This is a genomic window from Devosia indica, from assembly GCF_003056405.1.
GTDB lineage: Bacteria > Pseudomonadota > Alphaproteobacteria > Rhizobiales > Devosiaceae > Devosia > Devosia indica.
The window spans coordinates 45847-68250 of record NZ_PYVZ01000012.1; the positions used below are offsets into that span (position 1 = coordinate 45847).

At 62.7% G+C, this 22404-nt stretch carries 24 protein-coding genes and 1 tRNA gene; 13 read left to right on the plus strand and 12 right to left on the minus strand.

The genetic code is table 11. The features are described from left to right. Positions 1–72: 72 nt before the first annotated feature. The gene (locus tag DDE76_RS12585; protein WP_157955783.1) at positions 73–483 is read right to left on the minus strand and encodes an MAPEG family protein; all 411 of its coding nucleotides are present in this window, start codon (positions 481–483) and stop codon (positions 73–75) included. Between the two features lie 114 nt (positions 484–597). Here DDE76_RS12585 and DDE76_RS12590 point away from each other — a divergent pair, with 114 nt between their 5' ends. The 3 genes from DDE76_RS12590 (at position 598) to DDE76_RS12600 (ending at position 3019) form a co-directional block, all read left to right on the plus strand. Beyond that, positions 598–1164, plus strand: a complete 567-nt coding sequence (locus tag DDE76_RS12590) for a NifU family protein (protein WP_104892613.1) — start codon at positions 598–600, stop codon at positions 1162–1164. Between the two features lie 161 nt (positions 1165–1325). Next, on the plus strand, positions 1326–2519 hold the full coding sequence (locus tag DDE76_RS12595) for a class I SAM-dependent RNA methyltransferase (RefSeq protein WP_104892612.1): 1194 nt from the start codon (positions 1326–1328) through the stop codon (positions 2517–2519). 119 nt (positions 2520–2638) lie between these two features. Next, positions 2639–3019 (plus strand): hypothetical protein, encoded by a 381-nt coding sequence (locus DDE76_RS12600; protein WP_157955784.1) that lies wholly within the window; start codon positions 2639–2641, stop codon positions 3017–3019. Positions 3020–3091: 72 nt separating this feature from the next. Here the strand turns inward: DDE76_RS12600 and DDE76_RS12605 are convergent, their stop codons facing one another. The 4 genes from DDE76_RS12605 to DDE76_RS12620 all read right to left on the minus strand — a co-directional run bounded on the left by DDE76_RS12605 (position 3092) and on the right by DDE76_RS12620 (position 7277). Beyond that, positions 3092–3919: a sugar phosphate isomerase/epimerase family protein gene (locus DDE76_RS12605; protein WP_104892610.1), complete on the minus strand. Its 828-nt coding sequence runs from the start codon at positions 3917–3919 to the stop codon at positions 3092–3094. Continuing rightward, positions 3916–5085 (minus strand): dihydrodipicolinate synthase family protein, encoded by a 1170-nt coding sequence (locus DDE76_RS12610; protein WP_104892609.1) that lies wholly within the window; start codon positions 5083–5085, stop codon positions 3916–3918. Before DDE76_RS12610 ends, DDE76_RS12605 begins: the two co-directional genes overlap by 4 nt. 166 nt (positions 5086–5251) lie before the next feature. Continuing rightward, positions 5252–6403, minus strand: a complete 1152-nt coding sequence (locus tag DDE76_RS12615) for a Gfo/Idh/MocA family protein (RefSeq protein WP_104892608.1) — start codon at positions 6401–6403, stop codon at positions 5252–5254. 127 nt (positions 6404–6530) lie between these two features. After that, on the minus strand, positions 6531–7277 hold the full coding sequence (locus DDE76_RS12620) for a sulfite exporter TauE/SafE family protein (RefSeq protein WP_104892607.1): 747 nt from the start codon (positions 7275–7277) through the stop codon (positions 6531–6533). A 216-nt stretch (positions 7278–7493) separates the two neighbouring features. Here DDE76_RS12620 and DDE76_RS12625 point away from each other — a divergent pair, with 216 nt between their 5' ends. The 4 genes from DDE76_RS12625 to DDE76_RS12640 all read left to right on the plus strand — a co-directional run bounded on the left by DDE76_RS12625 (position 7494) and on the right by DDE76_RS12640 (position 11434). Further along, positions 7494–8531 carry a Bug family tripartite tricarboxylate transporter substrate binding protein gene (locus DDE76_RS12625; protein WP_104892606.1) on the plus strand — a complete coding sequence of 346 codons (1038 nt, stop codon included), beginning with the start codon at positions 7494–7496 and terminating at the stop codon, positions 8529–8531. Positions 8532–8718: 187 nt separating this feature from the next. After that, entirely contained in the window at positions 8719–9258 is a 540-nt protein-coding gene (locus tag DDE76_RS12630; RefSeq protein WP_114341094.1) for a tripartite tricarboxylate transporter TctB family protein, read from the plus strand. Positions 9259–9270: 12 nt separating this feature from the next. Next, entirely contained in the window at positions 9271–10797 is a 1527-nt protein-coding gene (locus DDE76_RS12635; protein ID WP_104892605.1) for a tripartite tricarboxylate transporter permease, read from the plus strand. Then, positions 10745–11434: a TetR/AcrR family transcriptional regulator gene (locus DDE76_RS12640; protein WP_104892604.1), complete on the plus strand. Its 690-nt coding sequence runs from the start codon at positions 10745–10747 to the stop codon at positions 11432–11434. The genes DDE76_RS12635 and DDE76_RS12640 overlap by 53 nt, the downstream gene beginning before the upstream one ends. Positions 11435–11483: 49 nt before the next feature. Here the strand turns inward: DDE76_RS12640 and DDE76_RS12645 are convergent, their stop codons facing one another. Together DDE76_RS12645 and DDE76_RS12650 are read right to left on the minus strand one after the other, a co-directional pair. Next, positions 11484–12185, minus strand: coding sequence for a PadR family transcriptional regulator (locus DDE76_RS12645; RefSeq protein ID WP_198650906.1), 702 nt, complete (start codon positions 12183–12185; stop codon positions 11484–11486). A 203-nt stretch (positions 12186–12388) separates the two neighbouring features. After that, positions 12389–13378, minus strand: a complete 990-nt coding sequence (locus DDE76_RS12650; protein ID WP_104892603.1) for a complex I NDUFA9 subunit family protein — start codon at positions 13376–13378, stop codon at positions 12389–12391. Between the two features lie 214 nt (positions 13379–13592). On the opposite strand from DDE76_RS12650, the gene DDE76_RS12655 reads away from it, so the two are divergent. Then, a tRNA-Leu gene (locus DDE76_RS12655) sits at positions 13593–13677 on the plus strand. A gap of 42 nt (positions 13678–13719) precedes the next feature. Here the strand turns inward: DDE76_RS12655 and lnt are convergent. Beyond that, complete coding sequence (gene lnt, locus DDE76_RS12660; RefSeq protein WP_104892602.1) at positions 13720–15336, minus strand: apolipoprotein N-acyltransferase; 1617 nt, start codon at positions 15334–15336, stop codon at positions 13720–13722. A 144-nt stretch (positions 15337–15480) separates the two neighbouring features. On the opposite strand from lnt, the gene tsaB reads away from it, so the two are divergent. The 5 genes from tsaB (at position 15481) to DDE76_RS12685 (ending at position 18192) form a co-directional block, all read left to right on the plus strand. Then, positions 15481–16089 carry a tRNA (adenosine(37)-N6)-threonylcarbamoyltransferase complex dimerization subunit type 1 TsaB gene (gene tsaB, locus DDE76_RS12665; RefSeq protein ID WP_157955785.1) on the plus strand — a complete coding sequence of 203 codons (609 nt, stop codon included), beginning with the start codon at positions 15481–15483 and terminating at the stop codon, positions 16087–16089. Next, positions 16089–16568, plus strand: coding sequence for a ribosomal protein S18-alanine N-acetyltransferase (rimI, locus tag DDE76_RS12670; protein ID WP_104892601.1), 480 nt, complete (start codon positions 16089–16091; stop codon positions 16566–16568). Before tsaB ends, rimI begins: the two co-directional genes overlap by 1 nt. 90 nt (positions 16569–16658) lie before the next feature. Further along, entirely contained in the window at positions 16659–17057 is a 399-nt protein-coding gene (locus DDE76_RS12675) for a Fur family transcriptional regulator (protein WP_104892600.1), read from the plus strand. Then, positions 17054–17854, plus strand: a complete 801-nt coding sequence (locus DDE76_RS12680) for a lysophospholipid acyltransferase family protein (protein WP_104892599.1) — start codon at positions 17054–17056, stop codon at positions 17852–17854. Before DDE76_RS12675 ends, DDE76_RS12680 begins: the two co-directional genes overlap by 4 nt. A gap of 98 nt (positions 17855–17952) precedes the next feature. Next, the gene (locus DDE76_RS12685) at positions 17953–18192 is read left to right on the plus strand and encodes a hypothetical protein (RefSeq protein ID WP_104892598.1); all 240 of its coding nucleotides are present in this window, start codon (positions 17953–17955) and stop codon (positions 18190–18192) included. Positions 18193–18207: 15 nt separating this feature from the next. On the opposite strand, the gene DDE76_RS12690 is transcribed toward DDE76_RS12685, so the two are convergent. From DDE76_RS12690 to trxA, 4 genes are all read right to left on the minus strand, one after another. After that, positions 18208–18465 carry a hypothetical protein gene (locus DDE76_RS12690; RefSeq protein ID WP_104892597.1) on the minus strand — a complete coding sequence of 86 codons (258 nt, stop codon included), beginning with the start codon at positions 18463–18465 and terminating at the stop codon, positions 18208–18210. A gap of 237 nt (positions 18466–18702) precedes the next feature. Next, the gene (gene pncB, locus DDE76_RS12695; RefSeq protein ID WP_104892596.1) at positions 18703–20010 is read right to left on the minus strand and encodes a nicotinate phosphoribosyltransferase; all 1308 of its coding nucleotides are present in this window, start codon (positions 20008–20010) and stop codon (positions 18703–18705) included. A gap of 145 nt (positions 20011–20155) precedes the next feature. Further along, on the minus strand, positions 20156–21829 hold the full coding sequence (locus DDE76_RS12700) for a glycoside hydrolase family 3 protein (RefSeq protein ID WP_104892595.1): 1674 nt from the start codon (positions 21827–21829) through the stop codon (positions 20156–20158). 186 nt (positions 21830–22015) lie between these two features. Next, entirely contained in the window at positions 22016–22339 is a 324-nt protein-coding gene (gene trxA, locus DDE76_RS12705; protein WP_104894821.1) for a thioredoxin, read from the minus strand. Positions 22340–22404: the final 65 nt, after the last annotated feature.

A 22404-nucleotide genomic window follows, 5' to 3' on the forward strand; every position in this document is an offset into this window, starting at 1 on the left:
GGCAAAATCGGTTCAGTGGACCGATTTTGGGTCAGCAGGCCATGAGAGCTCCGCTCGAATGGCCTGCACGCCTCACGCTCCACCAAGCGCCTCGAGGGCAATCGCGGCCATCACCAGTGCCAGTCCGGCTGTGGCCGCATTCCAGCTAAAGGTGCGCGCCCAGGGCAGGCCGAGAGCGTAAAGCGGCAGGTAAAGGCAGCGGCAGACGAGATAAACCAGGCAGCCGCTCACGCTCAGCCAGCCCCCGCTGCCGTCGAGCACTTCCAGCGTCAGCACGGCCGCCACGAAGATCGGGAAGGTTTCAAGGAAATTGCGTTGCGCGCGATCCAGCCGGGCCGCAACGCCTGCGGGTTGCAGATTGGCATCCCTGGCGCCCACGGTATAGGCGTTGCCCACCTGCGCCTTGAAGGCAAAGGAGGCGACGCTGAGATGCACCAGACCCAGAAACATGGCACCCAGCAGGGTCCAGAGTTCGATGGACATAGGATACACCATCTCGCTGACGATCAGGCATGGCTAGCATTATTGCCCTTGCACTTGCAGCGCAAAAGTCTATTTTAGAAACATTCTAATTGTACCGCTCAGCGGGGAGCCGCCATGTTTATCCAGACCGAAGCCACGCCCAACCCGGCGACCCTGAAGTTCCTGCCGGGCCGCGACGTGCTGGTTGGCGAGCCGCGCGATTTCCGTTCGCCTGAAGCTGCCGCCGTCTCGCCGCTGGCCACCGGCCTGTTCGCCATCTCCGGCGTCAATGGCGTGTTTCTGGGGTCCGATTTCATCTCGGTCACCAAGGACGATACCAATTGGGCCCATATCAAGCCGGCCATTCTTGGCGTCATCATGGACCACTTCCTCTCCGGCAAGCCGGTCATCACCGAGGGCAGCACTGCTCCGGTTGATTTCGATGAGGTCGAGGAGTTCTTCGAGGAAGAAGACAAGGAAATGGTCGAAGTCATCAAGGAACTGCTGGCCACCCGTGTGCGCCCGGCCGTGGCCATGGATGGCGGCGACATCATCTTCAAGGGCTTCAAGGAAGGCACCGTGTTCCTGCATATGCAGGGCGCCTGCTCGGGCTGCCCCTCCTCGACCGCCACGCTCAAGAACGGCATCGAAAACCTGCTCCGCCACTTCGTCCCAGGCGTCGAGGGCGTGCAGCAGGTCTGAGGCTGGCTCATAGGTAAAATCGCTCCGATGGAGCGATTTTAGGGCTCAAAGCCACGAAAGCCATGCTTGAGTGGCCGCGGCCCACAGGCCGCTAGAAAAGTTACGCAGCAAGCCGGGAGCCCGATCAGAAATGATCGGGCTTCTGTCTGTCAGGATCACGCATGAGCATCACCACCACCATCGAATCGCTCGGCCATAAGGGCGAAGGCGTTGCTATTATCGAGGGACAGCGCGTCTTCGTGCCGTTCACCTTGCCGGGCGAACAGGTGGCGATCTCGGTGGATGGCAATCGCGGCGCGCTGGCCGAGCTGTTGTCACCAGCGCCAAATCGCATCAAGCCGGTTTGCCCGCATTTCGGCACCTGTGGCGGCTGCCAGCTCCAGCACATGGAGGCGCAGAGCTATGCGGCATTCAAGACCGAACTGGTCGAAGCAGCACTCCGTCAGGCCGGGCTCGAGGCAAGCGTGGAGCGCTTCATCTCTGCCCATGGCGCCGGTCGCCGCCGCGCCACGCTGCATGCCCGCAAGGACCGTGCCGGCTATATGCAGCTCCGCAGTCACGACCTGCTTGATCTCGATGCCTGCCCTATTCTGGTGCCGGCCCTCAAGCGGGCCCCGGACATTGCCCGGGCGCTGGGTGCGGCCATCGGCGAGTGTGATATCAGTTTCACCGCCACCAATGCCGGCCTCGATGTCGGCATCCGCAAGGCCGGCAAGGGCGTGCGGGCTGAAAAGCTGGTGCCGCTGGGCAATGATCTGGGCCTGGCGCGGCTCTCGCTGGACAAGGAAATGATCCTGTTGCGCCAGCAGCCGACGGTGACCATGGGGCGCTCGGAAGTCGATCTGCCCATTGGCAGCTTCTTGCAGGCCACGGCCCAAGCCGAACAGGTTCTGGCCGACTATGTGCTCGCGGCGATCGGCAAGCCAAAATCCATTGCCGACCTGTTCTGTGGCATCGGCCCCTTTGCCCTGCGGCTGGCCGAAATCGCGCCGGTCTATGCTGCCGACAGCGACCGTGCCGGCATTGGCGCGCTCGACAAGGCAGTGCGGTACACCAAGGGCCTCAAGACGGTTACCGCCAAGGCGCGCGATCTGTTCCGGGACCCACTCACCCGCTTCGAACTCAATTTCGACACGATAGTGCTCGATCCTCCGCGTGCTGGAGCGCAGGCTCAGGTCAAGGAGATTGCTGCGTCCAAGGCGCGGCATGTGGTGATGATCGCTTGCGACCCCAAAAGCTTCGCGCGGGACGCCGCCCTGCTTGTTCAGGCCGGGTTCATGTTGAGCGACCTAGTAGCAGTCGATCAGTTCGCCTGGTCCGTTCACATCGAACTGGCCGCGACCTTCCGCCGGTAACATTTGCGCAACGATCTGCGCGCTCCGGCGTTGGCCCCCCAAGGGCTTGTTAAAATTGTAACAGTGCGCGCATGGCCACCTCCCTGGCCGGGCGCGACAATATATGGAGCATTGTGACGATGCTGAAGACTATTATTGCCGCGACCAGTGTCGTGGCCGCTCTGGCTATGCCGGCTCTTGCGCAGTCTGCTGCCGATCCCGGCGGTGTCTGGCAGGACCGCTGGGGCACCACCTTCACCTTCCAGCTTTGCGGTGATGGCACCCAGCTTTGCGGCACGCTCAACGATATCCAGGGCGATAGCCGTACCCAGGAAAACCTGGCCTATGTGGACCAGCAGGTGGTGCAGGCCGAACAGACCGGCCCCGGCACCTGGGAAGGTCAGATTGCGCTCAATGGCGGCAACGCCAAGGCCATTGTCGAGTTGACCGGTCCGGACACGATCAAGCTCACCGGCTGCCAGCTCCTCTGCTCGAGCATTGAATATCAGCGCGTATCTTAAGCGCCGCTCAGATTGAAGAAGCCCCGGATTACAGTCCGGGGCTTTTTGCATTCTGGCCAAGGCAGACGCATTTCAGCACACCGTGGCGACCCGTTCCTTGATCACCTGCAGCACTTCGTCGCCGGGCCGTTTCCACCAGTTCTCGGTCGAAAAGATCTCCACCTCCTGCGGGCCATGGAATCCGGCCTCCTCGATCATCTTCCGGATGCTCTTGAGGTCGATGACCCCATCGCCCATCATGCCACGATCATTGAGCATGTCCCGCGTCGGCACCAGCCAGTCGCAGATATGATGGGCAAAGATGCGCTTCATCCGGCCCGCCCGCGCGATGGCATTGGCAAGATTTGGGTCCCACCAGATGTGATAGACATCGAGCGCCACGCCGACCGTCTCGCCCAGCTGCTCGCAGATATCGAGCGCCTGGTCGGTGGTGTTCACGCAGGCCCGGTCAGCCGCATACATCGGGTGCAGCGGCTCAATGGCGATCTTCACACCGGATGCGTTGGCATGGGGCAGCATGGCGGCAATGCCGTCGGTGACTTGCGCGCGGGCGCCGGGCAGATCTTTTGAAGATCCAGGCAGGCCGCCCACCACCAGCACCAGGCAATCCGCATTGAGCGCCGCGGCCTGGTCAATAGCGCGCAGATTATCATCAATCCGCTTCTGCCGGTCGGCGGCATCGACGCCGGGGAACATGCCGCCGCGGCACACGCCGGTCACGCGGATCTTGTTCTCGCGCACGATGCGTGCGGCCTCATCGAGCCCGATCGCCTCGATCTGGTCGCGCCAGGGGGAAATGGCGGTGATGCCGGCCTTCAGGCACCCCTCAACGGCCTCGGCAAAGCCCCATTGCGGACGCGTGGTCGCCAGGTTCAGCGAAATAGCGGTATCGGCGCTCATGCGGAAACTCCATGGACAGCGAGGACCTGCTTCATGCGGGCGGTGGCCAGCTCGGGATCGGCCAGGACACGGGCCTTGTCGGCGAGGCGAAAGAGTTCGCTTAAGTGCTGCAACGAGCGGGTCGATTGCTGCCCGCCGATCATGGCGAAATGGTCCTGCAGGCCGTTGAGATAGGCCAGGAACACCACGCCCGTCTTGTAAAAGCGGGTGGGGGCGGCGAAGATATGCCGGCTCAGCGGCACGGTGGGTTCGAGAATATCGAAGAATTCATTGGTATTGCCGCGCCCGAGCGCCGCCAGGCCCGCCGAGGCTGCCGGCGCAATGGCGTCGAAAATGCCCAGGAGCGCATGCGAATAGCCCTGGTCGTCGCCGGCAATCAGCTCGGCATAGTTGAAATCATCGCCCGTATACATCTTCACAGTTGCCGGCAAGCGACGGCGCATGGCGATTTCCTTTTCTGCCGAAAGCAGCGAAATCTTGATGCCGTCAACTTTGTCGGCATTGGCCGCGATGACGTCGAGACAGACATCCATGGCCCGGTCGTGGTCGATATCACCCCAATAGCCCTGCAGCGCCGGGTCGAACATCTCGCCCAGCCAGTGCATGATCACCGGCTGCTTGACGTTCGAAAGCACATGGCCATAGACGCGGGCATAATCGTCGGGTGATTTGGCGGCGGCGGCCAGCGCCCTCGATGCCATCAGGATGACGCGGCCGCCCTGGGCTTCGACAAAACCGACCTGCTCGTCATAGGCCTTGATGATGTCATCAATGGTCACATCGGGACCGGGCGCCAGATGGTCGGTACCGGCGCCATAGGCGATCAGGCTGTCATCGCGGGTTCGGGCCTCGGCCTGCGAGCGCCGGATCAGCTCCTGCGCTTCAGCCCAGGTCAGGCCCATGCCGCGCTGGGCGGTATCCATGGCTTCGGCGACGCCCAGGCCCAGATCCCACATGCGGTGACGGAATTTCAGCGTCGTATTCCAGTCGATGGCCGGGGTCAGCCAGGGATCATTGCTGGCCAGCGGGTCAGCCACCACATGGGCCGCCGAATAGGCGATGCGCGGAAACTCGGTCGCCTTGAACTTCACGAAGGGGATCGGATCGCCGCTCAGCGTATAGGGGCTGATGGAGCGATCAGGATTGGGCAGGTTGATGGTCGGCATGGGTTTCCCCCTCATCCGGCGCTGCGCGCCACCTTCTCCCCGAGAGGGAGAAGAATGGCACGGCGCCCGTTGCAACTCGGTGCCCCCATTCCTCTTCCGCTCGGGGAGAGGGTGGATCGGCCCTCAGGCCGAGACGGGTGAGGGGGCTTCCCCGTCTAGCGCAGGATCAAAACGCCAGCTTCGGCACGTCCAGCCAACGGCGTTCTTCCCAGCTCTTGAGGCCCAGCTCGGCAAGCTGCACGCCCTTGGCGCCGGCTTCCAGACCATATTCCCAGGGCGCATCCTCGGCCACGTGACGCAGGAACATTTCCCACTGCACCTTGAAGCCATTATCCGCCGGCCAGTTGTCCGGAACCTCTTCCCAGTCATTGAAGAAATTCATGGTCTGCGGCTGATCGGGGTTCCACACCGGCTTGGGCGTGTTGACCCGATGCTGGGTCCAGCACTTGTGCAGGCCCGCCACGGCCGATCCATGAGTGCCATCGACATGGAAGGTCACCAGATCGTCGCGGCGCACCCGGGTGGTCCAGCTTGAATTGATCTGGGCAATCACCCCGCCCTCGAGCTCGAACGTGGCATAGGCCGCGTCATCGGTGTCGCATTTGAAGGTCTTGCCCTGCTCATCCACGCGCTGCGGGATATGGGTGGCGCCCAGGCACGAGACGGCCTGCACTTCGCCAAACAGATTGTCGAGCACATAGCGCCAGTGGCACAGCATATCCAGGATAATGCCGCCGCCATCATTCTTGCGATAGTTCCAGCTCGGCCGCTGGGACTTCTGCCAGTCGCCCTCGAACACCCAATAGCCGAATTCGCCGCGCACCGACAGGATATCGCCGAAGAACCCGCTGTCCTTGAGCATCTTGATCTTCATCAGGCCCGGCAGGAACAGCTTGTCCTGCACCACGCCATGCTTAAGGCCCGAGGCGCGGGCGGTCTTGGCCAGATTGACGGCGACCTCGAGGTCGTCCGAGGTGGGCTTTTCGCAATAGACATGCTTGCCGGCAGCCAGGGCCTTTTCCAGCAGGCCCGCACGCATCAGCGTCGTGCCGGCATCAAAGAAGATGGCGTCGTCGGGATTGGCCAGAGCTGCATCCAGATCGTCGCTCCAGCGCGCGATATTATGCTTCTTGGCGAGCGCTTCCATCTTGTCGGCATTGCGCCCGACAATGATCGGGTCGACCACCAGCCGGTCGCCATTTTTCAGCATGATGCCGCCCTGGTCGCGGATCGCCAGGATAGAGCGCACCAGGTGCTGGTTGTAGCCCATGCGCCCAGTGACCCCATGCATGATGATGCCAAGCCGTTGCTCTGCCATTCTAATTCCTCCCACGCCGCAGCACTTGGTGTAACTGATTAGTTACTTACCTATATGAGGCCGCTAGGGCGCGTCAAGCACAACGATGCGAGATGGTGGTCCAATGTCTCTGGGCGAGGGGCGGGTGCTAGAGGCCCAGCACCATCTTGAGCCCGATCAGCCCTAGGAAAATCAGGATCATGCGGTCAAACGCCTTGCGGCTGAGCTTGCCGGCAATGGCCTGGCCGAGCGGCATGAAAACAAGAATCGGAACAAGGGCGAGCAGGCCCTCGAGCAGCCACTGCCCCTGCATCACCCCGGCCACGGCGAGCGCCGGCAATTGCACCACCGAATAGAGCAGGAACATGGCCGAGACGGCGAACACATGCGCGTCCCGCTCCATTGCCATGGCATGAATGAAGGTCACCCCGATCGGCGCGGAAATGCCGGTGGCTCCTTGCAGCACGCCGCCGCCCATGCCGAACAATGGCCCGGCCCGGCGCGCCAGCAGCGGCCCGACCACGAAATGTGGTGCGGCCAGCCGGAGCGCCACATAGCACAGCAAAATGATTCCCAGCGTCAGCACCAGCGCCCGCTCCGGCAGGCTGGTCAGTGCCCAGGTACCCAACCCAATCCCGATCGCACCGCCCGCCAGGAACAGCGGCAGAAAGGCCATGCGGTCGTCCCGGGCCGCTTTGCGAAACCGCCAGACTTGCCAGGCATTGGTGAAGATCAGTGGCACGCACATCAGGCCAACCGCATGCTGCAGACCGAAAACCGTGGTCAGCACCGGTAGCGCCACCAGCGGCAGGCCCATCCCGGTTGCCCCTTTGACGATGGCTCCGGCGCCCAGCGCCAGTGCCATGATCGCCAATCGCCCAAGATCGAATTCCATGCGTCAGCCCCGGCAGAACGACCCGGTTCGGATCAACCGGCATAGGCTTGTGTTATCACCCGAACGTCTTGATGCAACGCATTTTCTGCGTCCGGATCGCAATCGTTTCAGCTCACCATTTGGTTACATATGGCTTGACTCGCCCTGACAACGGTCGCAAGCTCGGCCATGAGAACCAAAAAAAACCGGTTCCAATCACATTGGGAGGAGAAGACGATGAAGCAGTGCTTGCGAATCGTCCTGGCGTCGGGCTGTGCCCTGATAACGCTGGGAACGGCCACGGCTTTTGCGCAGGAATGGCAACCCGATCGGCCGATCAACCTGATCGTGCCCTGGGGCGCCGGCGGTTCGACCGATCAGGTCACCCGCGTCACCGCACCCATTCTGGCCGAGGCCCTGGGTGTCGAAGTTGTTGTGGTCAACCAGCCGGGCGCTTCAGGCGCCATTGGCACCCAGGAAGTGCTCAACGCCCCGCGCGACGGCTATACCTGGACCGCCAACGCCATTGCCAACAATGCCACCTATTCGGTGACGGGCCTGCTCGAAGGCACCAATATCGATGACTGGCATATCTACCTCTCGGTCGCCAACGTCCCGGTGGTTTCGGTTCCGGCCGACAGCGAGTTCACCGATTTCGGTCAATTGCTCGAAGCGCTGCAGACCCGTGGCAGCGAGATCACCGTCGCCACCGCCGGCGTCACCTCGTCCGGCGGTACGGCCATCGCGGCCCTGTCCGACGCGGCCGACGGCTTTGACTACAACATGATCACCTATGATGGCGGCGGCCCTGCGGCCATTGCGACGGCCTCTGGCGAAGCCATGGTCACCACCCAGCTCGCAGTGGAGCAGACCGAACTGATCCGCGGCGATCGCCTCAGGGCCCTGGCGGTGCTTTCGGACAAGCCGCTTGAGCTCGACGGCGTCGATCCGATCCCGCCGATCACCAATTGGCTGCCCGACATGCCGTTGGCGCCGGACTATTTCGGCATCTTCATTCCGGCCGGCGTGCCCGATGAGGTGATCGCCACCATGGACAAGATCTGGGCCGAACAGGTGATGAACTCCGAAGCGATCCAGACCTATGCCGAAACCTTTGGCGCGGTCTTTGCTCCCTCCTATGGCGCCGAGGCCAGGGCCCTGGCCATGCCGGTCGTCATTCTTGAGGCCTGTTCCTCGGTCGAACGTGGTGAAGCGGTCAATGACCCCTCCACCATCGGCATCGACTGCGAAACCCGCACCGAAGTGGGCATGTAAACCATCAAACGGTTGGGGTTGCCCGAAAGGCGTCACCCCACCCGCGGTCCCTCCCCATCGAGGGGAGGGGTGCCAAGGACCGCGGCGCAGGTGCCCATCGTCTCCCTCCCCCTTGTGGGGAGGGATCAAGGGTGGGCGTTCAATATTTTGGCGCCAACCCATTCCTTGATCCGTCCGGTATTTCCGCATGACCACCGACACGCCCGCCCCGTCCGAAACCGCCCCCGAACCCGGTATGATCAAGGCCGACCTGCTGGCTGGTCTGTTCTTCATTCTGCTCGGCCTGGCGGTTTTCTATGGCGCCTGGACCATGGATCGGCTCGAAGTACGCCGCATCCACCCCATGACGGTGCCGGGGCTGGTGCCGGGCATGCTGGCTATCGCGCTGACCCTGTGCGGGACCATTCTGTCTTTCCGCTCGCTCCGCACCCCGGCTGCCGGGGGCTGGCAGCATTTGTCCGGCGCCGTGCTGTCGAGTGCTGCGGCGCGCGCCGCCACGGTCATGCTGCTGGCGCTGATCTATACGCTTGGCCTTGTCGGCACCCTGCCTTTCTGGGCGGCCACGGGTCTGTTCGTCTTTGCCTTCATCATGGTCTTTGAATGCTGGCTGTCCGAACCGCGCAAGCCCTGGCTCAAATCCCTGCTCTGGGCCTCGGGTCTGGCCGTGGCGACGGCAACCGTGGTGACGCTGGTATTCGAACGCGCCTTCCTCGTGCGGCTGCCATAGGAGGGCGAGACCATGTTTGACGGACTTCTGATGCTGGGCGGCGGGCTCGCCCATTTCTTCACCCCGGTCTCCCTGTTCAACATCGCCTGGGCCACCCTGCTCGGCATTGTCATTGGTGCCCTGCCCGGGCTCACCGCCACCATGGGCGTCGCCCTGCTGGTGACCCTCACCTACAAGATGGCGCCCGACCAGGCCATTTTGTGCCTGATGTGCCTGTATTGCGGCGCTATCTATGGCGGCAGCCGCACCGCTATCCTGCTCTCCATTCCCGGCACCCCGGCCAGCGCCGCCACCACGCTCGACGGGCATCCGCTGGCCCTGCAAGGCAAGGCCGGCACCGCCATGGGCCTGGCCACCACCTCTTCGGCCTTGGGCACCATTGTCGGCATCATCGCCCTGGCGCTGATCGCCCCGCTGCTGGCGGAAGCCGCGCTGAAATTCGGCACCTATGAATTTTTCTGGCTGGCGCTGTTCGGCGTCATCATATCCGGCCAGTTGACCGCCATCGACGATCCGCTCAAGGGCTATATTGCCGGCATATTGGGGCTGCTCGTGGCCATGGTGGGCATGGAGACCCTGCATGCCCACCAGCGCTTCACCTTTGGCATATCGGCGCTGGGCGGCGGCGTTGATCTGATTCCGGCCATGGTCGGCGCCTTCGGTTTCGCCGAAATTCTCGGCGTGATGAAACGTACTGCCCAGGCCCGCATCATCTCATCGGGCGATCGGGTGATTCCGCGCTTTTCCGAGGTCTTCCAGTACAAGTGGACCACCATTCGCTCGGGCCTGATCGGCACTTTCGTCGGCATCGTGCCCGGCGTGGGCGAAGATGTGGGCGCCTGGGCCAGCTATGCGGCCGCCAAGCGGGTCAGCAAGGAAAAGCACATGTTCGGCAAGGGCAGCCAGGAAGGGCTGATCGCCGCCGAAACCGGCAATTCCGCCGTCATTCCCGGCGCCATGATCCCCACCCTCACCCTGGCCCTGCCCGGCTCGGCAGCAGCGGCCGTGTTGATTGCGGCCATGTTCATTCATGGTATCCGCCCCGGCCCGCTGCTGATGACCGAGAACCCCGAATTTCTCTATCAGATCGTGGCGATCCTGCTGTTCTCCACCATCGCCATGCTGATCTTCGGTCTGACCCTGACCCGGCCGCTCCTCACAGTACTGCAGGTGCCGCGCGAGCGGCTGATGGCGGTGGTCTATGTGCTCTGCGTGGTCGGCAGCTTTGCCATCACCCAGCGCATGTTCGACGTCTACGTCATGGTCGGTTTCGGCATTATCGGTTTCATCCTGCGCGAGATGAAATACCCAATGGCCCCTCTGGTGCTGGGCATTATTCTGGGGGATTTGCTCGATCTCAACCTGCGGCGCGGATTGCTGCTGACCAATGGCGATCCGAGCCCGTTCTTTACCCGGCCCATCTCTGCTGTTATCTGCGTCATCATCATCCTGACCATTCTCATGTCCATTCCGGCGGTGTCCACTCGTGTCCGATCCATCTTCACCCGCGGTCGTGGAGACGCCTCGGCGCAAGGCTGAGGCGCCAAAGCGGCCCCGCAATTCGGCCAAGACCAAGGCTTCCATCCTCGCAGCGGCCAGGGTGGAGTTCGCTGATCGGGGCTTTGAAGGGGCGCGGGTGGACGCGATTGCCGACCGGGCGGGGGCCAATAAGCGCCTGCTCTATCACTATTTCGGCAATAAGGAGGAGCTGTATCGGGCGGTGCTGCTCGATGCCTATCAGGAGATCCGCAAGGGCGAGCGCGCGCTGAGCCTTGATCAGTACGACCCGGTGCAGGCCATGGACCGCCTGGTGCGCTTCACCTTCCGGCACTTCCTGGCCAATCCCTGGTTTCCGCGCCTGTTGGGCACGGAAAACATCGAAAACGCGCGATTCTTGAAGACCATGCCCGATATCAAGGCGCTGCACTCGCCCCTGGTCGGACAGATCGCCGCCATCATCGAGCGCGGCGCCGCCACCGGTGTGTTCCGCCGCGATGTCGATCCGGTGCAGCTCTATATTTCGGTGGCGGCGCTGGGCTTTTTCTATGTCTCCAACACCGCCACGCTTTCGGTCATCTTCGAGCGCGACCTGACCAGCGTCAACATGGTGCAGGAACGCGAAGCCCATGCCGTGCAGATGGTGCTCGATTTCCTGCGGACCAAGCCGGGCGCTTGACCCGCGTGGGGCCACCTTCTCCCGCCGTGGGGGAAGGCAAGTCCGTGGCCTAGATGTCCACCTCGTCATCGCCCAGGGCATAAAGGGCCGTGGCCGCATGTTGCAGCACGGCGGCCGCCTTGCGTTGCTGCTCCTTGTCCCCGCGTCGAACCCGTTTGATAGCCTCTTTTAGCGTCTTGCGGGCTGCCTCGAGTTCGGGAATGGCGTCCTTCATCGGTCGATCAGTCGACGATTCCCGTTCAGCCCAATGGGGCGGCACATTGCCCTCTTCCGGATCACCCGTAAACGGCCAGTCGGCCTTCACGAATTCGCGGAACCGGCTCATCTGCTCGCCGGTCCTTGCCAGAAAATCCAGCGTACCGGCAACAGCCTCGCGATTGTCCTCGAGATGGCTCTTGCCCTCTTGGGTAATCGTATAAAGCTTCTTGTTGCCGTCGACGGCCGAGGTCACAAAGCCAGCCTCTTCAAGATAGGTCAGCGCCGGGTAGACAATGCCCGGGCTGGGCGAATAAACGCCATTGGAGCGCTCCTCGACCGCCTTTATCAGGTCATAGCCATGCCGGGGCTGATGCTCGATAAAATAGAGCGCCACCAGCCGCAGATCGCCCGAAGCCAGCATGCGGCCGACACGAAAATTGCCGCCGACCTGGCCGAACTCTTCGTCCGCCATCCGGGCCATCCGGCCCCAGCCGCGCCGCGCCATGCGCTCGATCTGGCGCCAGTTCGGCTCACCATTCTTCCAATAGCTCATAATCTATCTCCAGATATATCACATAGCCCTTCAACCCAGCAGATTGGCTCCATTAGGCATGCATTCAAGATATATCTTGAGATTATTTCACGCGATGGACTCCTGCTAGCATGCGCACCGCGCCGGAAAGCCCTGCGGGTAAACAAAAACCCCGGGCCTTGGACCCGGGGCGATAAACTTGCTGCTGCGCCTTGCGCCAGAGATCAGGTCGGGATCACCGGCGAGCCGCCTTCGCGGTCAAACTCGCCGTGGCGGCGGAAGCGCCACATATAGGTGGGCAGGATTTCGTCCATGCTGGTGGGCACAATGTCAAAGGCAGCCAGGGTGCGCTTTTCCTTCTGCGCGGCCTCGGATACGACATTGTCGACGCCCAGCAGTTCCACCTGATCGGGCGTGATCAGCGGCTTGATCGGCAGAATGCCCATCAGCGAGGCCATGAATTTCATCAGACCAGAAGGTACGGAAACCAGCATAGGATTGCGGCCGGCCTCGCGCAGAATGCGCTGCATGAGCACCTTGTGGCTCTCCACGTCTGGCCCGCCCAGCTCGTAGACCCGGCCGGTCTTGACCGCGCCCTGGGCGGCTTTGGCGATGGCGTCGGCGACATCGCCCACAAAGACCGGCTGAAACAAGGTCTTGCCAGAAATCAGCGGCATTACCGGCAGGATGCGGACCAGCGACCCCATCAGGTTAAAAAACCCGTCGCCCTGGCCGAACATCAGCGAGGGACGGATGATAACCGCCTGCGGGAAGGCCGCGAGCACGGCCTCTTCGCCCTGAAGCTTGGAGGCGGCGTAGGCGCTGACTTCGGCAGCCTTGTCGACCCCCAGGGCCGACAGATGCACCAGTGCAGTCGCCCCGGCCGCCTTGGCCGCGCGGGCCACCGCCGCCGCGCCCTCGACATGCACCGCCTGAAAGCTCTGCTTGCCGGCCTGATGACCAATGCCAACCAGATTGATGACGATGTCCGAACCCGCCGCAGCCCGCTGCACGGAGGCTTCATTGCGCAGATTGGCCTGGATCGGCACCACCTGCCCGACACCGCCGAACATGCGCACGTCGCCGGCCAGATCCGGACGGCGCACCGCGACGCGAATGCGATAGCCCTGGCGGGCCAGCACTTGCACCAGATGATTGCCGACAAAGCCCGACCCGCCGAATATGGTGACGAGCTTGGGGGTATTGCGATCCATGGTGGGGCTCCGAGATCAGGCGAGACGATATTGGTCCGCTTCTAGCCCAGCCCGGCCGCCCCTGTCGAGCCTTGCTGCACGTTGCAAAGCCCGTTCGGGGCTGGAATGTGCACTGCCTGCCGCAGGCCCAAAACCCGCGACGGTGCAAACTTCTGACAATCTATGTGAATGCGCATTGACAATGCCCCGGCATCGCCATAGACACACCGCCGTCGCCCAGATGGCGGAATTGGTAGACGCGCACGGTTCAGGTCCGTGTGCCGCAAGGCGTGAAGGTTCGAGTCCTTTTCTGGGCACCAATTTCTCAAAACCCCGATTGCAGCAATGCAGTCGGGGTTTTGCTATTCTGGCTGCCGCCTGCGGCCGCGCCACGAGGCGACGAATCCGGCCAGGATGCCGGCCAATACCGCGATCAGCACCGGCCAGTGCCGCACCGACTGGAATACGGTTCCCGCCAGCCGCTCATGCGGGCGCACATCGAGCACGGCCATTTCTCCCGGTACCAGTTCAGCGCTCACCCGCCCCAGCGGGTCGGTGGCAAAGGTCAGGCCCGTATTGGCCGCCCGCACCAGGCTCATGCCCTCTTCGACAGCACGGAGCCGCGCATGATGGGCATGCTGGGCCGGACCAACCGAGCCATCGAACCAGGCGTCATTGGTCAGGTTGAGCAGGAACTGTGCGCCTGCCGTATCGCCCAGATCGCCCGAAAAAATGATCTCGTAGCAGACCAGCACCAGCGGCGCCGGCGCTGCGGGCAGGTTCAACAGGCGTCGTTTCCCATCGCCGGGCGACCAGCCATCGGCGCCGGGCACGAACTGCCTGATGCCCAGTAGCGCGAAGAATTCGCCAAAGGGCAGATATTCGCCGAACGGCACCAGATGGGACTTGTCATAACTCGCCACCACCTCGCCCTCGGTGTCGATTGCCACCACCGAATTATGCGGCGGCGCCGAGTTGTCCTGCAGGCTGGTCGCAAAGGGACGGCGCGGCACCCCGGCCAGCAGGCTCGCCTGTTCGGGCAGCAGGCGGGCAATGCGCGCCAACGCCTCGGGATAGGTTTCAAGGAAGAATGGCAGGCTCGATTCGGGCCAGACCAGATGGGTGATATCCTCGAGCCCCTGGTCATTGGGGTTCATCCGCATGTCGGAAAGCATCAGCAGCCGGTCGATCAGCGCCACCGGGTCGACATTGCCGAAATCGGCATGCTCATAGACCAGCGGCTGCACCAGGCGCAGCGCCATGTCCTGCCGTTCGGTCGACACCGTGCCGCTCAGCCGGTTCCAACCAAAGCCAAGCTGGCCAGCAATCACCAGCAGCGCCAGGAAAACCGGCGCCAGACGCTGCGACCAGCCGCGATTATCGGCCGGCCAGACCAGGGACGGGGTCATCGCCAGCAGCGGCGCCAGAAAGGTCAGCCCATAGACCCCGACCACCGAGGCCAGTTGCATCATCTCGTCCGTGCCGGTCAGGCTGTAGCCCAGAAGGTCGAATGGGAAGCCGGTGAACACATGCCCGCGGGCGAACTCTGCTGCGGTCAGCCAGGCGGCCAGGGTCAGGATGCGCACCCAGCCATGGCTCCAGCTCAAATGCGCCAGCGCGCTGGCCAGTCCCCAGAACAGCGCAATCAGCGCCGCAAGTCCCAGGATGGCAAAAGGCATGGCCGCCAGCACCCAGCCGCCATCAATAAAAAAGGCCGCGCCGAGCCAATGGAACGCCACCAGAAAATAGCCCAGGCCAAAGGCAAAGCCGATGGAAAAGGCCGGGCCGAACAGCCGACGCCAGCCACGCAGGCGTTCAGCGCCATCCAGTGCCCAGACCCAGATCGGCATGGCCAAGAACAGCGCCGGCAGAAAAAAGAGTGGCGGCACCGAAAGACCCGCAATGGCCCCGGCCAGCACCAGCAACACAAAGCGGCGCCAGCCATGGCTGAGCATGGTGGTTTCGGCCAGCCAGGTCATGGGTGCAATTGGGGCGAATCACTAGGCATGGGGGCAAGGTGGTCGCCGCCACCCGAGGCGTCAAGCGGGCGCTTGGTGGTGGACTTGGTCCGTCTCTGGCGCTACTCCCAAAAGTGCGCTCCACCATCAGGAGCGGGAGCCATCATGACCAAGCCGATCACCCTTGCCATCGACACCGCTGCGCCGCGCCTGCAACTGGCCCTGTTGCGCGCCGACGGGCAGGTGGACGTGGAACTGGTCGATATCGCCAAGGGCCATGCCGAAATCCTGTTTGGCCGGCTCGAAACTCTGTTGGCACGAAATGATCTGGGTTACCCGGACATTGCCCGCATCGCCGTCACCACCGGTCCGGGCTCCTTCACCGGCCTCAGGATCGGTCTTTCGGCCGCGCGTGGCCTGGGTGTCGCGCGCAAGATACCCGTTCTGGGCATTCCCAATCTGCTTGCCCTGTCCCTTTCGGCCAGTGCTGGCCCGGTGGCCGTCCTGCTCGATGCGCGGCGCGGCGAGGCGTATTTCGAGCTGTTTGAAACCCTCGGCATCAGTCTGAATGGACCGCGTCTCCTGCCCATGGAACAGGCCGTGGCCGCCGTGCCTGCGGGCGCGGAACTGATCCAGTCCCCTTTTGTCGACATCGCCGCCATGGCCCGCTTTGCCGCTGCGGCCGATCCAACGGCCTTCCCGCCCCACGCCACCTATGTGCGCGATGCCGACGCCAAGCCTCAGGACGCGGCGCGTATTCCGAGGCTGGCCTGATGCTCAAATTCTGGATGGCCCCTGGGGGGCTGCACATCGAACCCGCCGAACCCCGCGATGCGCGGGACATGGCGCGCATTCACGCGCTGAGCTTTTATCGCGGCTGGCCGAGCGCCGAGTTCGAGAGCTTTCTGGCCGATCGGGCCTGTCTCACCTATGTGGCCTGTGATGCGCGGCGCAGGATGGCCGGCTTTGCGCTCATCCGGATCGCCGCCGACGAGGCCGAGCTGCTCACCATTGCTGTGGATCCCAAATGGCGCGGCAAGCGCGTCGGGCGGGCCTTGATGGATGCGGCCTTCGCCGATCTCATGCTGTCGCCGGCCCGGCGCATGTTCCTCGAAGTCGATGAGCAGAATGTGCCCGCCATCCGGCTCTACAAGAGGCTGGGCTTTGAAGCCATTTCGACGCGCAAGGGATATTATCCCCGCCCTGATGGCAGTGCAGCCACCGCGCTTGTCATGGCACGCGATCTTGGGTAACCGAACCTTCACGAACCAAGGGCAGGGAGCAACGGCTTGAGCAGAAACCCGACCGACCCCACCCTTGAAGAGGCCTGCGTTGCGCGCGGCATGCGCATGACCGACCAGCGGCGCACCATTGCCCGGGTCATCGAGGACGCTTCCGATCACCCCGATGTTGAAGAGCTTTACCGCCGCGCCTCGGCGCTGGATCCGCGCATTTCGCTCTCCACGGTCTATCGTACTGTGAACCTGTTCGAAGAGGCGGGCCTGGTCACCAAGCACGACTTCAAGGACGGTCGCGCCCGCTTCGAGCTGATCCCGGACGAGCACCACGACCATCTCATCGATATCCGCTCGGGCACGGTGATCGAATTCCGCAATGAGGAAATCGAGGCCATTCAGGAGGTCATCGCCAAGCGCCTGGGCTACAAGCTGGTCGACCATCGCCTCGAACTCTATGCCGTTCCGCTCACCGACAAGACAAAAAAGGACGAGCCTGCCAAATGATCTTCAGGATTGTTTTTTTCCTGTTTGTCTTCGTGCCGTTCATGCTGGTGGTCATTCCACTCCAGGCCCTGATCCTGTGGCTCAAGCTGCCCTTCTGGAACGTGCTGCCGCGCCTGTTTCACCGCCTGGGCTGCATCTTTCTCGGCCTTCGGGTCAATGTCATCGGCGCCCCTTCGCATGGCCGTCCGACCCTGCTGGTTTCCAACCACATCTCCTGGACCGATATCATCGCCATCGGCTCGGTGGCCGATGTCACTTTCGTCGCCAAACGCGAGGTGGGGAACTGGCCATTTGTGGGCATGATGGCCAATCTCCAGCGCACCATCTATGTCGACCGCACAAGGCGCTCCGATGCCGGGCGGACGGCCCGGGCCATGGGCCGGCATATGGCTGGCGGCAATGCCGTGCTGCTGTTTGCCGAGGGTCAGTCCGATATCGGCACCCATGTGCTGCCCTTCCGCTCGGCGCTGATCGGGGCGGCCCAGCACGCTATGCTGGAGGCCGGCGCCAGTGATGTGCTGATCCAGCCCCTGACCATTGCCTATACCAAACTTCAGGGCCTGCCGGTCAGCCGCAATGAGCGGTCCCTGATTGCCTGGATCAAGTCCAAATCGGTCAAGCAGAACATCGCCGAAATCCTCTCCGGCCCGGTCAAGGATGTCACGGTGGCCTTTGGCGCACCCCTGTCGCTCAGCCAGGACGATGACCGCAAAGCCGTCACCAAGGCGGCCGAAAACCAGGTGCGCGCCATGCTGGTGGCGCTCAATCGTGGCGGGGATCTGCCGGCGCCGGGCTGATTGGGCGCAATTTTACCGGTTAAGCCTAACACCGGTTCCCGCTTCCCTGATTAACCTCCTGTTAGCTATGAAATCTCCGCACCGAGCAGGAGGAAGCCATGGTTTGGGAACTGTTGGCCATCTGGGCCGTCGTCGCGGCGGCCTTTGTCTGGTTTTTTCACGATGAGCGCAAAGAGCAGCGCCAGAAATTGAACGCGCGCGCCCGCGCCCTCGCGACGACCCCGGCCTGGCACCAGACCCGGCCGGCTGCGCCCGCGCCGGTCACGCCGCGCGACCCGCAACGCCAGACAGAGATCCAGCGCAAGTTCCTCGAGGAAATGCAGCGCCAGCGGCAGTAACCCCGCGCTAGGCTGCTAGCCGGGCACGACCCCCATATGCTGCTTGAGGCGGCCCACAATATCGGCCGCCTTGACCATCAGGCCCAGTTCGATGTCCTCATCGCTCATGCCTGCCTGCACATCGAGCCAAACCGGCACCATGATTTCGTGGCGGATTTCCCTTTCGCCGATCGTTTCGGTCAAGACGGCCCGGACCTTTCCGGTCATGCGTTCAGCCAGGGTTGGGTGGGGCTGGCGTTCGGCCAGGGCAATATCGATCAATTCAAGACTCATGTCTGGCTCCGTAGAGCCCCCAGTGGCCAGACTGGCCGCCGATGGTTCATCGAGCCTTAACGCGGCTGTCCCCCATGGAGTTCTCCACAAGGACAGCTATATTTGTGGTGGCGGTGGACCGGCGGGGGCCGGCTGGAGCGTGATCAGCAAAAGTTGCAGACTGTTGCGGTTCGATTACGCGACATTGCCAGGACGTGGGGTCTGATCCATTTCCATTCAATCGAAATGGATCAGGTTCTAGACGCGGACGGCGTGTTCGACTCGGCCCGCATCACCGAAGACCCGCAAATAGCGTGCAATCTCCTGGCTGTCACCCGTCGCCTTTGCCGGATTGTCCGAAAGCTTCACGGCAGGCCGTCCATTGGCCTGGCTCACCTTGGCGACAATGGAAATTGGCGTCAGGCCCGGATTGGGATCGGGCGCGCAGCCCTCGAAATCATTGGTCAGGTTGGTGCCCCAGCCAAAGCTCATGCGCACCTTGCCATCAAAATGCAGATAGGCTTCCTCGATCATGTCGACATCGAGCCCATCGGAAAAGATCAGCAGCTTCTCTTGCGGATCGCGGCCCCGCGCCTTCCAGAAATCGATGATCTTTTCGCCACCCGAGATGGCAGGGGCGCTGTCGGGCCGGAAGCCAGTCCAGTCGGCCACCCAGTCCGGAGCATCGCGGAGAAACGCGTCGGTTCCGAAAGCATCCGGGAGGACAATAAGAAGATTGCCGCCATAATAGCTCTTCCAGTCCTGCAACACCCGATAGGGGGCTTCGCGCAGTTCCTCGTCCGACCGGGCCAGCGCCGCCAGCACCATGGGCAGTTCATGGGCATTGGTGCCCAGCGCCTCAAGATCATTGTCCATGGCCAGCTTCACATTGGAGGTGCCGGTCATATTGGCGCCGATCCCTTCCTTGAGCGCCTCGACGCACCAGCGCTGCCAGAGGAAGGAGTGCCGCCGCCGCGTGCCAAAATCGGAAATCTTGAGGTCGGGGAGCTTTTGCAGCCGCTCCACCTTCTCCCACATCTTGGCCTTGGCGCGGGCATAGAGCACGTCCAGCGTGAACGGCCCATAGCGCTTCATGGCAGCCCGCCCGCGCAATTCATTGATGATCGCCAAAGCCGGAATTTCCCACATGGTGGTTTCAACCCACAGCCCCGGAAACTCCAGCACGAACTGGCCGTCGCGCTTTTCCAGCCGATATTCGGGAAGCTGGAAATTTTCCAGCCAGCGCAGAAAGCCCGGCTGGAAGATCTGGCGTGAACCGTAAAACGTGTTACCCGCCAGCCAGATCATCTCCTTTTTCGAAAAGCGCAGGCTGCGGCAATGGTCCAGTTGCGCGCGCAATTCGTCGATGTCGATCTCATCGGCCAGCCGCACCGAAGTGGTGCGGTTGATCAGGCTGAATGTCGCCTCGACCTTGGGGTAGAGTCCCCACACCATCTGCAACATCAAAAGCTTGTAGAAATCGGTGTCCAGCAGGCTCCGCACGATCGGGTCGAGCTTGAAGGTGTGGTTGTAAACCCGGCGGGCAATATCGGTATAGGTGGCCATCAGTGTCCCCAAAACGCGCCGCGCTTTGTAGCTTCGCGCCGGGCCGAAGGCAAATTCGCTCCAGTGGAGCGAATTTAGGCAAGAAGGCCATGAGCGCCATGTGCGAATGGCGGTGCGTCGGAAACCGTTCGCTACGTGACGAGGCCTAGTACTTCCCCTGATCGCTGCCGCAGAACGGGTCGACCGGGTTCTTGCCGGCAAATGGCGTGCGGCCCATCAGGCATTCGACCACCGCCGCCTGCATGTCCTCGTTCGAACCATAGGCGTTGACATAGGTGGGCACGCGCGGCGCATCGTGCAGATAATAGGGAAAGCCCAGCGAAACCATGAGCGTGGGCACATCGTGCCAATAGCGCTTCATGGCGCCAAACACATTGCCGGTCAGGGCCCGCCAGTTGAGGAAGATACGCTGCCGCGTGAGCAGTGTTTCCTCGGCCAGCAGATAGAGCACCAGGTCGAAATCCTTGGGGTTGACCTGCATGTCCTCGCTGTACTCGGTAACGTCAAATCCCTCCTGCCGCAGCAGGTCCGGCAGCGACAGCGGCAAGGGCACCGGCGCAAAGGGCTGCACCGCCCCGGTCGAGAAAATCAGCACGCGCTTGTGGCGGGCCGGGGTCAGCGGCAACAGCTTTGCTGTATCCTTGACCAGGGTCGGCACCTTGGCGGTCGCCGCGCCGGCAATCTGCTTGCTGGTCGAGCGCGCCATGATCATTTCGGCGGTGTTCAGCGCTGGCTCGGGCCGATCGGCCTTATGCAGGCCCAGCGCCGCCTTGAGCCCCAGCACGCGCGTCACCGCCTCGTCCACCCGCTCCTGGCTCAACCGCCCATCGGCCACCGCCTTGACCAGATACATCAGGTCCGCATTTGGATCGTCTGAGAACAGGATCACGTCGCAACCCGCGATCACGCATTGCGGAATTGTCTCTTCGCGTGGGCCCCAATCGCCAAACCCGGCCATGGGCGTGGCGTCCGAAACGATCAGGCCATTAAAGCCAAGCCTTTCGCGCAACAGCGTCTGGTTGAGCACTGTGCTCTGGGTTGCCGGCCGGTAGGCCTCGGCGCCGGCATCGGGGTCGAGTTCGCGCACAAAGGCTGGAAAGGCGATATGGGCGGACATCACGCTCATCACCCCGGCCTCGATGGCTGCACGATAGAGCCGCCCGAAGGTTTGTTCCCATTCGGCAAGGCTCAGCGGATTGACCGTGGTCACCAGATGCTGGTCGCGGTCGTCAAAGCCTTCGCCGGGCCAATGCTTCACCGTGGCAGCGACACCATGCTTCTGGAAGGCGGCAATCTGCGCCAGGGCGTGGCGCTCGATACGCTCGACATCGTCGCCATAGGAGCGCGTGCCCACAATGGCGCTCTGGAACGCCTTGTTGATGTCGATGACCGGGGTAAAGCTCCAATTGAGCCCCACGGCATGGGCTTCCTCGGCCATCAATGTCGATATGGCGGTGGTGGTCTGCACATCGTCGATCGCCGCCAACCCCAACGGATTGGGCACCTCGGTTCCGAAGGGCAGGCTCATCCGGCTGCCCTCGAGATCGGCGCTGACCGTCATCGGCACCGGGCCGGCGCTGTCGATCTGCCGCATCAGCGCGATTTCGTCAGCCAGCTCGGGCGTGAAGATACGGGTGATGCCGCCGGGCTTGAAAGTCCGGATGGCCTCCAGCGCTTCCTCCGGTGCGCCGCGCGACAGCAGCACGAAAAGCTGCGCCAGCTTGTCACGCGGGGACAGGCTATCCCGCGTGGCGTGAACCCAGGCGGTCGCCGCCTCGTCTAGGTTGAACGGCGCAGCGGAAAGATCGATGGCTGCCAATTGGGGCTCCCCGACTTGTTCTGATTATCGTTCCCACTGGCTTAGCAGCCGCGGCGGGCCCTGAACAGATTGGAGCAAGCTGCATCAGCGCGATTGTGTTGCGCGCTCTGGTCGGCCGGACCGCCCCAACAAAAAACACCGCCGGATCGCTCCAGCGGTGTTGTCTTGTGCGTTGGACGTCGCGTCTCAGGCGGCGTGGCCTTCCAGCCATTTGGTCAGGCCTGCCTTGGGCGTGCCGGCGCCAATTTTCATGTCGGCGGCCTCACCGGCCTTGAACAGGATCATGGTCGGGATCGAACGCACGCCGTACTGGGCGGCAATGCCAGGATTTTCGTCAACATTGAGCTTGACGATCTTCACCTTGCCTTCGAGCTCGGAGGAAAGCTCGTCCAGCACCGGGGCAATGGCCCGGCACGGACCGCACCACTCGGCCCAGAAATCGACAAGGACCGGTTCAGTCGAGCTCAGGACTTCCTGGCCAAAAGTGGCTTCGGAAACGGCTTTGGTCATGGTTTTCATGCCTTTTGTACTTTGGCGGCTGACACGCAGGCCCCAGACCGGGACTTTGCGACGCG

What these genes read in the sequence shown, in the direction of transcription:
- DDE76_RS12585 (WP_157955783.1), bottom strand. Translation starts at nt 483, where the DNA reads ATGTCCATCGAACTCTGGACCCTGCTGGGTGCCATGTTTCTGGGTCTG.
- DDE76_RS12590 (WP_104892613.1), top strand. Translation starts at nt 598, where the DNA reads ATGTTTATCCAGACCGAAGCCACGCCCAACCCGGCGACCCTGAAGTTC.
- DDE76_RS12595 (WP_104892612.1), top strand. Translation starts at nt 1,326, where the DNA reads ATGAGCATCACCACCACCATCGAATCGCTCGGCCATAAGGGCGAAGGC.
- DDE76_RS12600 (WP_157955784.1), top strand. Translation starts at nt 2,639, where the DNA reads ATGCTGAAGACTATTATTGCCGCGACCAGTGTCGTGGCCGCTCTGGCT.
- DDE76_RS12605 (WP_104892610.1), bottom strand. Translation starts at nt 3,919, where the DNA reads ATGAGCGCCGATACCGCTATTTCGCTGAACCTGGCGACCACGCGTCCG.
- DDE76_RS12610 (WP_104892609.1), bottom strand. Translation starts at nt 5,085, where the DNA reads ATGCCGACCATCAACCTGCCCAATCCTGATCGCTCCATCAGCCCCTAT.
- DDE76_RS12615 (WP_104892608.1), bottom strand. Translation starts at nt 6,403, where the DNA reads ATGGCAGAGCAACGGCTTGGCATCATCATGCATGGGGTCACTGGGCGC.
- DDE76_RS12620 (WP_104892607.1), bottom strand. Translation starts at nt 7,277, where the DNA reads ATGGAATTCGATCTTGGGCGATTGGCGATCATGGCACTGGCGCTGGGC.
- DDE76_RS12625 (WP_104892606.1), top strand. Translation starts at nt 7,494, where the DNA reads ATGAAGCAGTGCTTGCGAATCGTCCTGGCGTCGGGCTGTGCCCTGATA.
- DDE76_RS12630 (WP_114341094.1), top strand. Translation starts at nt 8,719, where the DNA reads ATGACCACCGACACGCCCGCCCCGTCCGAAACCGCCCCCGAACCCGGT.
- DDE76_RS12635 (WP_104892605.1), top strand. Translation starts at nt 9,271, where the DNA reads ATGTTTGACGGACTTCTGATGCTGGGCGGCGGGCTCGCCCATTTCTTC.
- DDE76_RS12645 (WP_198650906.1), bottom strand. Translation starts at nt 12,185, where the DNA reads ATGAGCTATTGGAAGAATGGTGAGCCGAACTGGCGCCAGATCGAGCGC.
- DDE76_RS12650 (WP_104892603.1), bottom strand. Translation starts at nt 13,378, where the DNA reads ATGGATCGCAATACCCCCAAGCTCGTCACCATATTCGGCGGGTCGGGC.
- lnt (WP_104892602.1), bottom strand. Translation starts at nt 15,336, where the DNA reads ATGACCTGGCTGGCCGAAACCACCATGCTCAGCCATGGCTGGCGCCGC.
- tsaB (WP_157955785.1), top strand. Translation starts at nt 15,481, where the DNA reads ATGACCAAGCCGATCACCCTTGCCATCGACACCGCTGCGCCGCGCCTG.
- rimI (WP_104892601.1), top strand. Translation starts at nt 16,089, where the DNA reads ATGCTCAAATTCTGGATGGCCCCTGGGGGGCTGCACATCGAACCCGCC.
- DDE76_RS12675 (WP_104892600.1), top strand. Translation starts at nt 16,659, where the DNA reads ATGCGCATGACCGACCAGCGGCGCACCATTGCCCGGGTCATCGAGGAC.
- DDE76_RS12680 (WP_104892599.1), top strand. Translation starts at nt 17,054, where the DNA reads ATGATCTTCAGGATTGTTTTTTTCCTGTTTGTCTTCGTGCCGTTCATG.
- DDE76_RS12685 (WP_104892598.1), top strand. Translation starts at nt 17,953, where the DNA reads ATGGTTTGGGAACTGTTGGCCATCTGGGCCGTCGTCGCGGCGGCCTTT.
- DDE76_RS12690 (WP_104892597.1), bottom strand. Translation starts at nt 18,465, where the DNA reads ATGAGTCTTGAATTGATCGATATTGCCCTGGCCGAACGCCAGCCCCAC.
- pncB (WP_104892596.1), bottom strand. Translation starts at nt 20,010, where the DNA reads ATGGCCACCTATACCGATATTGCCCGCCGGGTTTACAACCACACCTTC.
- trxA (WP_104894821.1), bottom strand. Translation starts at nt 22,339, where the DNA reads ATGACCAAAGCCGTTTCCGAAGCCACTTTTGGCCAGGAAGTCCTGAGC.